13 protein-coding genes are annotated in these 12700 nt (G+C 69.3%); 10 read left to right on the top strand and 3 right to left on the bottom strand.

Annotated features, from left to right (window positions below; all coding sequences use genetic code 11):
- Window positions 1-65: 65 nt before the first annotated feature.
- The 3 genes from BM393_RS24640 to BM393_RS24630 all read left to right on the top strand — a co-directional run bounded on the left by BM393_RS24640 (window position 66) and on the right by BM393_RS24630 (window position 3198).
- Window positions 66-752, top strand: a complete 687-nt coding sequence (locus tag BM393_RS24640; protein ID WP_091734197.1) for a transglutaminase-like cysteine peptidase — start codon at window positions 66-68, stop codon at window positions 750-752.
- A gap of 76 nt (window positions 753-828) precedes the next feature.
- The gene (locus tag BM393_RS24635; protein WP_091734118.1) at window positions 829-2757 is read left to right on the top strand and encodes an EAL domain-containing protein; all 1929 of its coding nucleotides are present in this window, start codon (window positions 829-831) and stop codon (window positions 2755-2757) included.
- 108 nt (window positions 2758-2865) lie between these two features.
- On the top strand, window positions 2866-3198 hold the full coding sequence (locus BM393_RS24630; RefSeq protein WP_141225481.1) for a hypothetical protein: 333 nt from the start codon (window positions 2866-2868) through the stop codon (window positions 3196-3198).
- Between the two features lie 18 nt (window positions 3199-3216).
- On the opposite strand, the gene BM393_RS24625 is transcribed toward BM393_RS24630, so the two are convergent.
- Window positions 3217-3765 (bottom strand): NUDIX hydrolase, encoded by a 549-nt coding sequence (locus tag BM393_RS24625; RefSeq protein WP_091734114.1) that lies wholly within the window; start codon window positions 3763-3765, stop codon window positions 3217-3219.
- Between the two features lie 53 nt (window positions 3766-3818).
- On the opposite strand from BM393_RS24625, the gene maiA reads away from it, so the two are divergent.
- Together maiA and pgeF are read left to right on the top strand one after the other, a co-directional pair.
- On the top strand, window positions 3819-4457 hold the full coding sequence (maiA, locus tag BM393_RS24620) for a maleylacetoacetate isomerase (RefSeq protein WP_091734112.1): 639 nt from the start codon (window positions 3819-3821) through the stop codon (window positions 4455-4457).
- A 19-nt stretch (window positions 4458-4476) separates the two neighbouring features.
- Window positions 4477-5292 (top strand): peptidoglycan editing factor PgeF, encoded by an 816-nt coding sequence (pgeF, locus tag BM393_RS24615; protein WP_175538499.1) that lies wholly within the window; start codon window positions 4477-4479, stop codon window positions 5290-5292.
- Here the strand turns inward: pgeF and BM393_RS24610 are convergent.
- The gene (locus tag BM393_RS24610; protein WP_091734110.1) at window positions 5212-5559 is read right to left on the bottom strand and encodes a hypothetical protein; all 348 of its coding nucleotides are present in this window, start codon (window positions 5557-5559) and stop codon (window positions 5212-5214) included. The genes pgeF and BM393_RS24610 overlap by 81 nt on opposite strands.
- Before the next feature lie 150 nt (window positions 5560-5709).
- Here BM393_RS24610 and phaC point away from each other — a divergent pair, with 150 nt between their 5' ends.
- From phaC to phbB, 3 genes are all read left to right on the top strand, one after another.
- Window positions 5710-7458 carry a class I poly(R)-hydroxyalkanoic acid synthase gene (gene phaC, locus BM393_RS24605; protein WP_254783603.1) on the top strand — a complete coding sequence of 583 codons (1749 nt, stop codon included), beginning with the start codon at window positions 5710-5712 and terminating at the stop codon, window positions 7456-7458.
- Between the two features lie 82 nt (window positions 7459-7540).
- Window positions 7541-8728, top strand: a complete 1188-nt coding sequence (locus BM393_RS24600; protein WP_091734106.1) for an acetyl-CoA C-acetyltransferase — start codon at window positions 7541-7543, stop codon at window positions 8726-8728.
- Between the two features lie 97 nt (window positions 8729-8825).
- Window positions 8826-9563, top strand: a complete 738-nt coding sequence (gene phbB / locus BM393_RS24595; RefSeq protein WP_091734104.1) for an acetoacetyl-CoA reductase — start codon at window positions 8826-8828, stop codon at window positions 9561-9563.
- 43 nt (window positions 9564-9606) lie between these two features.
- On the opposite strand, the gene BM393_RS24590 is transcribed toward phbB, so the two are convergent.
- A complete protein-coding gene (locus BM393_RS24590; RefSeq protein ID WP_091734193.1) occupies window positions 9607-10413 on the bottom strand; it encodes an IclR family transcriptional regulator C-terminal domain-containing protein in 807 nt (268 codons plus the stop codon).
- Window positions 10414-10496: 83 nt separating this feature from the next.
- Here BM393_RS24590 and BM393_RS24585 point away from each other — a divergent pair, with 83 nt between their 5' ends.
- Both BM393_RS24585 and BM393_RS24580 read left to right on the top strand, forming a co-directional pair.
- Window positions 10497-11309, top strand: a complete 813-nt coding sequence (locus BM393_RS24585) for a TIGR00266 family protein (RefSeq protein WP_091734102.1) — start codon at window positions 10497-10499, stop codon at window positions 11307-11309.
- A gap of 306 nt (window positions 11310-11615) precedes the next feature.
- Window positions 11616-12626: a YncE family protein gene (locus BM393_RS24580; RefSeq protein WP_141225480.1), complete on the top strand. Its 1011-nt coding sequence runs from the start codon at window positions 11616-11618 to the stop codon at window positions 12624-12626.
- Window positions 12627-12700: the final 74 nt, after the last annotated feature.

Raw genomic sequence — 12700 nt, 5'->3', positions numbered from 1 at the left:
CGGTCCCCGGGGGGCGCGTCGCGGTTCGCCCTCGGGCAGGCGTGGAGGCAGATACATTGCAGCGCATGTCACGTTTCGTCACGCGTACGGTGTCCCGTGCTGGCCGGAGAATCCGGCCGGCGCTGTGGGCGCTCGCGTGGACGGCGGGACTGTGGTCGGCGCTGGCCTGGGGCTGGGACCAGGATCGGCTGACCGAATCGGCCGCGAAGCTGTCGCCCCGGACGCAGGCCGCGGTGAAGGCGATGATCCAGATGGCCGACCGCGCGGCCGCGATGCCGGACGAGCGCGACCGGCTGGCCGCGGTCAACGGCTTCTTCAACCAGCGGGTGGCGTTCCGCGACGACATCGAGGTGTGGGGCCAGATCGACTACTGGGCGACGCCGCTGGAGCTGCTGGACAAGGGCGCCGGCGACTGCGAGGACTACGCGATCGCGAAGTACATGAGCCTGCTGGCCGCCGGGGTGCCGCAGTCGCGGCTGCGGATGGTCTACGTGCGGGCGCAGTTCCAGGGGCGGCCCCAGGCGCACATGGTCCTGGCCTACTATGCGCAGCCGGAGGCGGAGCCCCTGATTCTGGACAATATCAATCCGGAGATCCGGCCTGCGTCGCTGCGGCCGGATCTCACGCCGGTGTTCAGCTTCAACGGCGAGGGCCTGTGGAGCGGCGTGGGCGCCACCACCGCGGGCAATCCGCTGGTGCGGCTGTCGCTGTGGCGCGACCTGCTGGCGAAGGCGAAGGCGGAGGGCTTCTGAGGGACCGGCGCGGCGCGGCGGGTCCCCCGGGAGAGGCCGGAGACGACAAGACGAAGGGCGACGGAGAATTCACGACATGTCCCTGATAAGACAAATCTGGTGCCTGGTCCTGGGCGCGGTGCTGGCGTCCGTGCTGGGCGGCGTGGCGGTGAGCACCTGGTCGCTGCGCGAGCTGCTGCAGACGCAGGCCCAGCTGAAGAATGCCGACAACGCGAATGCGCTGGCGCTGGCGCTGTCGCAGCAGAAGGGCGACGCGGAGCTGATGTCGCTGCTGATCTCAGCGCAGTTCGACGCGGGCGCCTACGAAAGCGTGCGCTGGCGCGACGGCGGCGGGGCGCAGGTGTTCGAGCGGCACCTGGAGACGCCGCAGGTCGCGCATGCGCCGCGCTGGTTCGTGGCCTTGCTGCCGCTGGACGTGGCGCCGGGCGTGGCCAAGGTGTCGGACGGCTGGAAGGCGGTCGGCGAGATCGAGCTGCGCGGCCAGACCGGCTACGTCCACGAGGCGCTGTGGCGCGCGACGCTGAGCACGGCGAGCTGGCTGCTGCTGGTGGGCGTGGTCACGGGCGTGGCGGCGGCGATCGTGCTGTCGCGGCTGCGGCGGCCGCTGGACACGGCGGTGCGCCAGGCCGAGGGCGTGACGCAGGGGCGCTTCGAGACCGTGCTCGAGCCGCGGGTGCCGGAGATGCGCAAGCTGACCAGCGCGATGAACACGATGGTGGTGCGCACCCGGCAGATGTTCGAGGCCCAGGCCGAGCAGCTGCGCACGCTGCATCACCAGCTGCTGTGCGACGAGCTGACCGGGCTGTCGCACCGGCGGCAGTTCGTGGCGGAGCTCAATTCCGCGCTCGAGCGCGATGACGGTCCGCTGCGCGCCGGCCTGGTGCTGCTGCGGCTGAAGGACCTGCAGGGCCTGAACCAGCGGCTCGGCCATGGGGCGACCGACCAGGCGCTGGTGGCGATCGCGCAGGCCCTGCGTGTCTATCCGGAGCAGGTCCGAGGCTGCCTGGCCGGCCGGCTCAACGGCTCGGACTTCGCGTTGTGGCTGCCGGCGCCGAACGTGGTCGGCGACACGGCGCAGGCGCTGGCCGATGCGCTGCGGGCGGGCCTGCAGAACCTCGGTTCGGGCGTGGGCGTCGCGCTGGGCGCGGTCGAGCTGATGCGCGACCAGCCGATGAGCGCCTGGTTCGCCGCGGCCGATGCGGCGCTGGCCAAGGCCGAGCAGGGCGAGGGCGTCGTGCTGGAGCTGCGCGAGGCGCCGCCGTCGGACGAGGTCGCGCAGGGCGAGCGTGCCTGGCGCGCGCTGATCTCGGACGCGCTGGCGCAGCAGCGCAGCCGGCTGCTGGAGTTCCCGCTGATCGGCCGCGAGCGGCAGGTGCTGCACCTGGAATGTCCGCTGCAGCTCAAGCTCAATCCGGTCGGCGAGTTCGAGCCGGCCGCGCGCTGGCTGCCACTGGCGCTGCGCCACCGGCTGAGCGCGGAGGCGGACCTGCAGGCGCTGGCGCTTGCGCTGCAGGCCACGCAGCAGGACCAGCGCGCGCGCTGCGTCAACGTGGCGCCGGCCACGCTCAACGACGGCAGCTTCATCGCGCGGGCGCGCGAACTGGTGCAGGCCGCGCCGGCCTCGGTGCGGCGCGCCATCGGCCTGGAACTGGCCGAGCCAGCCGCGGTGCAACACTTCGAGACGCTGCAGGAACTGGGCCGGCAGCTGCGACCGCTGGGCGTCCAGCTGGGCCTGGAACACGCGGGCGCGGGACTGGCTCAAATTGATCGTCTTTTCCAGGCGGGCCTGGACTACGTGAAGCTGGACAGCTCGGTGGTGAGCGGGGTGTCGGCGGATGTGGCGCGCGCAGCCTTCGTGCGCAGCCTGGTGGTCATGCTGCGCAGCCTGTCGCTGAAGGTCTATGCCGAAGGCGTGACCGACGCGCTGGACGCGCAGGCGCTGTGGGATTGCGAACTCGACGGCATCACCGGTCCGTGGGCGTCCGCGCAGGAGATCAAGCCCTGACTGATCCAAGTCGGTGAAGCGCTTGACCGCCGTCAAGCGCTCTTGCCAAGCGATCTGAAGCTCTCAGAATGCGCGCCTTCCTCTTGTCGCTGAAAGAGCAGGTGCAGAATGTCCGCCGTTCTCCAACCCCTTGAACCGTTCATGCCGCGCGTCGATTTCCATGTCCAGATTGACGAGCAGATCAAGGCCCGCGTCGAGGCGCTCGCGAGCCGCCTGACGATCGACATGGACGAACTCGTCGAGTTCCTCGTCAAGCGCTGGGTCGAGCGCACGCATCCTGACGAGCCTGATGTGACCGAGCATGAAGTGCTCATGGAGCGTCAGGAGGACAACAGCATCAAGGCCGCGTTGCGTGGCGATCTGGTTCCAGAGGAAGAGATCGAAGCCGAAGACGCGCAGATGATGGCTGACATCCGTCGTCGCCAGGAGCTCGTCGGTTGAGAGCCGACTGGTGAATGCTCAATCGATATCCGCCGTATGCAACGGGTACCCGTTGCCGCTGCGGCGGTCGTCGAAGAAGCGCTGCAGCGTTTCGCGGATCGTGTGGAACGCGATCTCGTCCCAGGGGATCTCGTGTTCGTGGAACAGCCGGGCCTCGAGCGTCTCCGGGCCCGGATCGAAGTCGGGGCTCAGCAGCCGGGCGCGGTAGAACAGGTGGACCTGGCCGACGCGCACCACGTTCATCACGCAGTACAGGTTCTCGAGCTCGATCCGCGCGCCGGCCTCCTCGACCGTCTCGCGCCGCGCGCCCTCGGCCAGCGTCTCGCCCAGCTCCATGAAGCCGGCCGGCAAGGTCCACTTGCCCAGTCGCGGCTCGATCGCGCGCTTGCACAGCAGCACCTGTTCGCCCCAGACAGGCAAGGTGCCCACGACGTTCAGCGGGTTCTCGTAATGGATCGCCCCGCACTGCGTGCAGGTGGCCCGCTCCCGGTTGTCGTCGGCCGGGACGCGGTATTCGATCTGGCCGCCGCAGGTGGGGCAATGCTGGTAGCGCCGCGCTTGGAACATGGGGCGCAGTGTAGCGGCCTCCATCGCGGGCCCCCGTGGCATCATCGCCGGCCATGGAGCTCTACAACTACTTCCGCTCGTCGGCGTCCTACCGGGTCCGCATCGCGCTGGCGCTCAAGGGCCTGGACTTCGACTACAAGTCGGTGCACCTCGCGAAGAACGAGCAGTTCAACGAGTCGTACTCGGCCGTGTCGGCCTCGCGCCTGGTGCCGCTGCTCAAGGACGGCGAAGCCGTCGTCACGCAGTCGATGGCCATCATCGAGTACCTCGACGAGGTCCATCCCGAGCCCCCGCTGCTGCCCGGCGACGCGCTGTGCCGCGCCTACATCCGCGCGCTGTCGCAGGACATCGCCTGCGAGATCCATCCGCTCAACAACCTGCGGGTGCTGCGCTACCTGGTGAAGGAACTCGGCGTCGGCGACGACAACAAGACCCGCTGGTACCAGCACTGGGTGGAGAGCGGGCTGGCCGTGGTCGAGCAGCGCCTGAAGGCGGAGGGCCGCGCCGGCCGCTTCTGCTTCGGCGATGCGCCCACGATGGCTGATTGCGTGCTGGTGCCGCAGATCTTCAACGCCCAGCGCTTCGACTGCCGCCTCGATCACGTGCCCACGGTCATGGCGATCTTCGAGCACTGCATGTCGCAGGAGGCCTTCCGCCAGACGCAGCCCAGCGCCTGTCCCGATGCGGAGTGAGCCTGCGGGCGACGCGGCCATGAACTCCGTCGACGCGCCGCATCCCGACTGGCTGCGGCCCGACTGGGCCGTGCCCGAGGTCGTCGCGTTCATGACCACGCGCGCGGGCGGCGTCAGCGGCGGCGCGGAGGGCCCGGCCGAGCGGCGGGGCCTCGCGAGCCTGAACCTGGGCCGGTCGGTGGGCGACGACCCGGCGCATGTCGCCGAGAACCGGCGTCGCGTCGCCGCCGCGATCGGCGGTCAGCCGGTCTTCCTGAAGCAGGTTCACGGGACCACGGTGTTGCGGCTGCGCGCCATGCATGCGGCGCCGGACGCCGACCCCGAGCCCGCCGACGCCGCCGTCAGCACCGACCCCGCGCTGGCCTGCGCGGTCATGGTGGCGGACTGCCTGCCGGTGCTGTTCGCCGGACCGGGCGTGGTCGGCGCCGCGCACGCGGGTTGGCGCGGCCTGGCCGGTGGGGTGCTGGAGAACACGGTCGCCGCCATGCGCGAGGCGACCGGCTGCGACGCCCGCGAGATCCGGGCCTGGATGGGCGCGGGCATCGGCCCGGCACGCTTCGAGGTCGGCGCCGACGTGCTGGCGGCCTTCGGTGCCGAGCCGGTGCACGCCGACCAGCCGCTGTTCCGCTTCGAGCCCAATGCGCAGGGCGAGCCGCGCTGGCGGGCCGATCTCTACGGACTGGCGCGGCGCAGGCTGGCGGCGCTGGGCCTGGGCGCGATCAGCGGCGGCGGCTGGTGCACCTTGAGCGAGCCGTCACGATTCTTTTCGTTCCGCCACGAACGTGTCGATGGGCTGCGCAGCGGCCGCATGGCGGCCGTCATCCGGCTGCGGTGAGGCCGGCGCGCGGGCCGCCGTGGCGGCTTCGTCGGCTTGATTCGCTTTCGTCGCTTTCGTCGCTTGAGCCGCTTCGTCGGCCTCGGCCCGCCGGCGCGCGGCGCGCCGCCGTGGTGTGCCCATCAGGTACATCACGATCGAGAGCGGCAGCAGGCCGTAGAACACCAGCGTGACCAGCGCGCCGAGCACCGTGCCTTGCGGGCTGAAGGCCTCGGCCACGGCCATCATCAGCACCACATACATCCAGGCGATGGCCACCAGATACATCAGCAAATTCCTCGGGTCATCGGCGACATCATCGTCACGCGGGGGTAAGCTGAACGGGCTACAAAGCGCCTGAGCATATGCGAAGCGACCTCGGTGATCCTCGTGATCGGCTGTGGCAAGCTTCTTGCTCAAGTCGGCATGAGGAGACACATGAGCGCGAACAACGCCGCGGCCGGATTCCCCGGCGCATCGTTCCCCGGTTTCGAGCAGTGGGCCCAGCAGGCGCAGCAGGCCGCGGCCGGCCTGTCGCATGGATTCGGCGACGCCTTCAAGCAGCTGCAGGCCATGCAGGTCGCGCCCGACGCCTGGTCGCAGCTGCAATCGGACTATCTCCGCCAGGCCGGCGAGCTCTGGAACGCGGCGCTTGCCGAGTCCCACGCGAGCGATGGCGCACCGGCCTCCGGCGCCGCGCTGAAGGACCGCCGCTTCGCCGATGCCTCCTGGAACAACAACCGCCTGGCCCACTTCACCGCGCAGCTTTACCTGCTCAATGCGAAGACGCTGCAGCGCATGGCCGATCAGGTGCAGGGCGACGACAAGACCCGCGCCCGCGTCCGCTTCGCCGTGCAGCAGTTCATCGACGCGGCCTCGCCGAGCAACTTCCTCGCCCTCAATCCCGAGGCCCAGCAGCGCGCGCTGAACACGCAGGGCGAGAGCCTCGCCCGCGGCCTGCAGCTGCTGATGGCCGATGTGCGGCGCGGCCATGTGTCGCAGACGGACGAATCGGCTTTCGAGGTCGGCCGCAACGTCGCGACGACCGAAGGCAGCGTGGTCTTCGAGAACGACTTCTTCCAGCTGCTCGAGTACAAGCCGCTCACCACGAAGGTGCATGCCCGGCCGCTGCTGATGGTGCCGCCCTGCATCAACAAGTACTACATCCTCGACCTGCAGCCGGAGAACTCGCTGATCCGCCACGCGGTCGCGCAGGGCCACCGCACCTTCGTGGTGAGCTGGCGCAACCCGGATGCGGACTGCGTGCACTGGACCTGGGACGACTACATCGGCCAGGCCGCGATCAAGGCCATCGAGGTGGTGCGCGAGATCGCCGGGACCGAGACGATCAACACGCTGGGTTTCTGCGTCGGCGGCACGATCCTGGCGACCGCGCTGGCGGTGCTGGCCGCCAGAGGCCAGCAGCCCGCCGAGAGCGTCACGCTGCTGACCACGCTGATCGACTTCAGCAGCAACGGCGTGCTGGACCTGTTCATCGACGAGCAGGCGGTGAAGCTGCGCGAGATGACGCTGGGCGACCAGGCGGTGAGCGGGCCCGGCCTGCTCAAGGGCCAGGAGCTGGCGACGACCTTCAGCTTCCTGCGCCCGAACGACCTGGTGTGGAACTACGTCGTCGGCAACTACCTCAAGGGCGACGCGCCGCCGGCCTTCGACCTGCTGTACTGGAACGGCGATGCGACCAACCTGCCGGGCCCGATGTACTGCTGGTACCTGCGCCACACCTACCTGCAGAACGAGCTGCGCATCCCCGGCCGCCTGACCGTCTGCGGCGAGGCGATCGACCTCGGCCGGATCCAGGCCCCGGTCTACATCTACGGCTCGCGCGAGGACCACATCGTCCCCTGGGATGCCGCCTACCGCAGCACGCAGGTCTTCAAGGGCAAGCGGCGTTTCGTGCTCGGCGCGTCCGGGCACATCGCCGGCGTCATCAATCCGCCGGAGAAGAAGAAACGCAGCCACTGGATCGGCAAGGGCACGGCGCTGCCGGCCGATCCTCAGCAATGGCTGCAGAACGCCACCGAGCATCCCGGCAGCTGGTGGCCCGACTGGTCGCAGTGGTTGGCCGGCCACGCGGGCCCGCTGAAGGCGGCACCGCGCGCGCCGGGCGGCCGCGGCCATGCGGCGATCGAGCCGGCGCCGGGCCGTTATGTGAAGCAGCGCGCGTGAGACCGCCCGCGCCGCGTCCAGGAGTCATCACCTTCATCCCGCTGACATCCGCAGTTCAGCAGTTTCGAAAGAGGAGCGAGTCATGAGTTCACCGCAAGACATCGTCATCGTCGCCGCGGCACGCACGCCGATCGGCAAGTTCGGAGGGACGCTGTCGAAGACGCCGGCCAGCGAGCTGGGCGCGATCGTGATCCAGGAACTGCTGCGCCGCAGCGGCCTGCAGGGCGAGCAGATCAACGAGGTCATCCTCGGCCAGGTGCTGACCGCGGGCGTGGGCCAGAACCCCGCGCGCCAGGCGGTGATCAAGGCGGGCCTGCCGGTCACGGTGCCGGCGCTGACGATCAACAAGGTCTGCGGCTCCGGCCTGAAGGCCGTGATGCTGGCGGCGCAGGCGATCCGCGACGGCGACTCCGAGATCGTCATCGCCGGCGGCCAGGAGAGCATGAGCCTGGCACCGCACGTGCTGCCGGGCTCGCGCGACGGCCAGCGCATGGGCGACTGGAAGCTCGTGGACACGATGATCGTCGACGGCCTGTGGGATGTGTACAACCAGTACCACATGGGCATCACCGCCGAGAACGTGGCCAAGGAGTACCACGTCAGCCGCGCGCAGCAGGACGAACTGGCGCTGGCCAGCCAGCAGAAGGCCGCGGCGGCGCAGGACGCCGGCCGCTTCACCGCCGAGATCGTGCCGGTGACGATTCCGCAGAAGAAGGGCGATCCGGTCGTGTTCGCGGCGGACGAGTTCATCAACCGCAAGTCGACCGCCGAGGCGCTCGCGGGCCTGAAGCCGGCCTTCGACAAGGCGGGCTCGGTGACCGCCGGCAACGCGTCGGGCCTGAACGACGGCGCGGCCGGCCTGGTGCTGATGACCGATGCGAAGGCGAAGGCACTGGGACTGACGCCGCTGGCGCGGATCGCGTCCTACGCGAGCGCCGGCGTGGATCCCAAGACCATGGGCATGGGCCCGGTGCCGGCGTCGCGCAAGGCGCTGGAGCGCGCCGGCTGGCAGGCCAAGGACCTGGACCTGCTCGAGATCAACGAGGCCTTCGCCGCACAGGCCTGCGCCGTCCATCAGGAGATGGGCTGGGACCTGAGCAAGGTCAACGTCAACGGCGGCGCGATCGCGCTGGGCCATCCGATCGGCGCGTCCGGCGCCCGGATCCTGGTGACGCTGCTGCACGAGATGATCAAGCGCGATGCCAGGAAGGGCATCGCCAGCCTGTGCATCGGCGGCGGCATGGGCGTGGCCCTGTGCGTCGAGCGCTGAGCGCGGATTCCCTTTCGCGCGTCGTATCCGTTCCGACATTCCAGGCACCCCGGCCGCGGACGCGGCGGCCCGGCGGGCCCCTCAGGAGGCAAGCAAGATGAGTCAGAAAGTTGCATACGTCACCGGCGGGATGGGCGGCATCGGCACCGCCATCTGCCAGCGCCTCCACAAGGATGGCTTCAAGGTCATCGCCGGTTGCGGCCCCAGCCGCGACCATGCCAAGTGGTTGGCGGAGCAGTCCGCGCTGGGTTACACCTTCCATGCGTCGGTCGGCAACGTCGCCGACTGGGACTCGACCGTCGCGGCCTTCGACCGCGCGATCGCCGAGCACGGCAAGATCGATGTGCTGGTCAACAACGCGGGCGTGACCAAGGACCGCATGTTCCTGAAGATGACCCGCGACGAGTGGGACACCGTCATCGACACCAACCTGAACAGCATGTTCAACGTCACCAAGCAGGTGGTGCCCGGCATGGTGGACAAGGGATGGGGCCGCATCATCAACATCTCGTCGGTCAACGGCGAGAAGGGGCAGGCGGGCCAGACCAACTACTCGGCGGCCAAGGCCGGCATGCATGGCTTCACGATGGCGCTGGCGCAGGAACTCGCCGCCAAGGGCGTCACGGTGAACACGGTCAGCCCGGGCTACATCGGCACCGACATGGTCAGGGCGGTGCGCCCGGACGTGCTGGAGAAGATCGTCGCCGGCATCCCGGTCAAGCGCCTGGGTGAGCCGGATGAGATCGCCTCCATCGTCGGCTGGCTGGCGGGCGAGTCGTCCGGGTTCACCACCGGGGCGGACTTCAGCTGCAACGGCGGCCTGCACATGGGGTGAAAAGGGGACCGAGCCCAGTCCCGCGGACTAGGCTCCCCAGCGATCAGTCCTTCTTCATCAACACCAGCAGCTGCGACAGGCTCTGCGCCGCCGCCTGCAACTTGGGCAGTCCCTGCTCGAGCAGCACCTGCGGCGGCGTCCGCGACGCATGGGTGCTGATGTTGATCGCCGCGACGACCTTGCCATCGCGGCCGGCGATCGGCGCGGCCACGGTCAGCACGCCGTCCTCGAGCTCCTGGTCCACCAGGCACCAATGCTGGCGCCGGGCCTGCTCGACCGCGGCGCGCAGTTCCTCCGGCGTGCGCACGGTGTTGACCGCGCGACGCGCCAGCTGCACCTGCGCCAAGCGGGCTTCGCGTTCCTCGACGGGAAGTGCCGCCAGCAGCACGCGGCCGGTCGCCGTGGCCCACGCTGGCAGCCGGCTGCCCACGCCCATCGGGTCCGACAGCACCTTGCGCATCGGCACGCGCAGCACGAAGACGGCGTCGTCGCCGTCGAGCACCGCGATGGAGACCGATTCCCGCACGTCGTTGGCCAGCTGCATCGCGATCGGCTCGGCGAAGCGCCACAGCGGCTGCGAGGACAGATAGGCGAAGCCGAGGTCCAGGATCTTCGGCGTCAACTCGAACATCCGCCCCTCGGAACGGACGTAGCCCAGCGTCTGGAGCGTCAGCAGGATGCGGCGCGCGCCGGCGCGCGTCAGGCCGCAGCGCTTGGCCACCTCGGTCAGGGTCTGCCGGGCGTGGTGGCTGTCGAAGGTCCGGATCACCGACAGGCCGCGCGCGAAGGATTGCACGTAGCTGTCGCCGGGTTTCAGGGGAGTGAGGGGTGCGCTTTCGTCAGGGGACATGGGCGTCATGACCGCAGTATAGAAAGGCCGCGAAACGTTAATATCGCGCCCGTTTCTTTGTGATGTGACAGAGGGTGAACACCATGGCGATGGACGTTGTCGACTACGAAATCAAGGGTGCCGAGATGCAGTTCGTGGAGGTCGAACTCGACCCCGGCGAAGCTGCCATCGGCGAGGCCGGCAGCATGATGTTCATGGATGCCGGCATCGGCATGGACACGGTGTTCGGCGATGGTTCCGCCAACCAGGGCGGGTTCTTCGGAAAGTTGCTCGGTGCCGGCAAGCGGCTGGTGACCGGTGAATCGCTGTTCACCACGGTCTACACGAACCAGGCTCATGGCAAGCAGCGCGTCGCCTTCGCGGCGCCGTACCCCGGCAAGATCCTGCCGATGGAGCTGGGCAAGCTCGGCGGCACGCTGATCTGCCAGAAGGACGCGTTCCTGTGCGCGGCTCGCGGCGTGTCTCTGGGCATCGCGTTGCAGCAGCGGCTGTCGACTGGCTTCTTCGGTGGTGAAGGTTTCATCATGCAGAAGCTCGACGGTGATGGGCTGGCGTTCGTGCATGCGGGCGGAACCGTGGTTCGTCGCACGCTGCAACCGGGCCAGACGCTGCTGGTGGACACCGGCTGCGTCGTCGCCTACACGCCGAGCGTGAGTTTCGAGATCCAGTATGTGGGCAAGATCAAGACCGCCCTGTTCGGCGGCGAAGGCCTGTTCCTGGCCAAGATGACCGGCCCGGGCGAAGTCTGGCTGCAGAGCCTGCCGTTCTCGCGCCTGGCGTCGCGCGTCTTCGCCGCGGCCCCGCAGCGCGGTGGCGCGCGCGAGGAGGGCTCCATGCTGGGCGGCTTCGCTACCGGTGGCCTGCTGGGCGGCCTGCTCGGCGGCGACGACGAGTAACCGGCCCAAGAAGTTCGCGATGCGCAGACTTGCCGCAACCCTGGCGGCAAGTCTTCCGCAACCGGATGCAACCGCGGCGGCGCGCTCCACCCGTTCCGACGCCCGCAGCGTCCGCGCGTGAACGCGCCGCTTCGACGCCGCCTGCCTGACGCCCAGGTCCGTCCCCAACCCGCACGAAACCCGCCCCAAACCCGCATCAGGCGGGCCTTGGCGGCGCTGTTCCGGGTCGGACCTAGGGAGAACCCGCCTACACTTGAGGGCTGCGTGCCGCCTGGCTCGCCGGGCATCTCCCTGTTGAGGATCTCCATGCTGTCTTCCCTCGCGCGGCCGCTGCTGGCCGCCCTGGCCGTGGCGCTGAGCGCGTCGATCGCGGCGCCGTCGGCGCTGGCCACCACCGGCAGTCCCATCTTCGTGCTGAACTCGCTGGACGCCGACGTCAGCGTGATCGATCCGAAGGACTTCCGCCAGGTCAAGCGCATTCCGACCGGCAAGGAGCCGCACCACCTCTACCTGACGCCCGACCGCAAGACCATGGTCGTGGCCAACGCGCTGGGCGACTCGCTGACCTTCCTGGACCCGGTCACGGCCGAGGTGCAGCGCACCGTCCACGGCATCCCCGACCCCTATCACCTGCGCTTCTCGCCCGACATGAAGTGGCTGGTGCTGGCCGGCAACCGCCTGGATCACGTCGACATCTACAAGTGGCAGCCGCAGAACGCGGCGCAGCCGCTGGCGCTGTTCAAGCGCTTCTCCGCGCCCAAGACGCCGAGCCACCTGTCCATCGACACGAAGAGCAGCGTTGTCTACGCCAGCCTGCAGGACAGCTCGGAGCTGCTGGCCATCGACCTGAACACGATGGCGCCGCGCTGGAAGATCCCCGTCGGCAAGCTGCCGGCCGACCTCTACCTGACGCCCGACGACAAGTACCTGCTGGTGGCGCTGACCGGCGAGCGCAGCGTCGAGGTCTACGACGTCGGCGGCGCGCAGCCGCGGCTGGTCAAGAAGCTGGAGACCGGCGACGGCGCGCATTCGTTCCGCGCGCTGGGCGACCGCAAGCATGTGCTGGTGAGCAACCGCGCGGCCAACACGATCAGCAAGATCGCGCTGGCGGATTTCAAGGTGGTCGACACCTTCAAGGCGCCCGGCGGCCCGGACGACATGGAGATCCTGACCGACGGCCGCACGCTGATGTTCACCTCGCGCTGGGCGCGCAAGCTCACCGTGATGGACCTGCAGACCAAGCAGATCCTGCAGCAGGTCAAGGTCGGCAAGTCGCCGCACGGCGTCTGGACGCTGGACCAGATGCCGCGCCAGTGAGCGCCGGCTGACGAGGGCCCTGGCCGTGAAGATCCCGTTCGTCCTGCGTGGTCCGGCGCAGCTTGCGCGAGTTG

The organism is Mitsuaria sp. PDC51 (assembly GCF_900113225.1).
GTDB lineage: Bacteria > Pseudomonadota > Gammaproteobacteria > Burkholderiales > Burkholderiaceae_C > Roseateles.
This window is presented reverse-complemented; position numbering and strand designations above follow the sequence as displayed.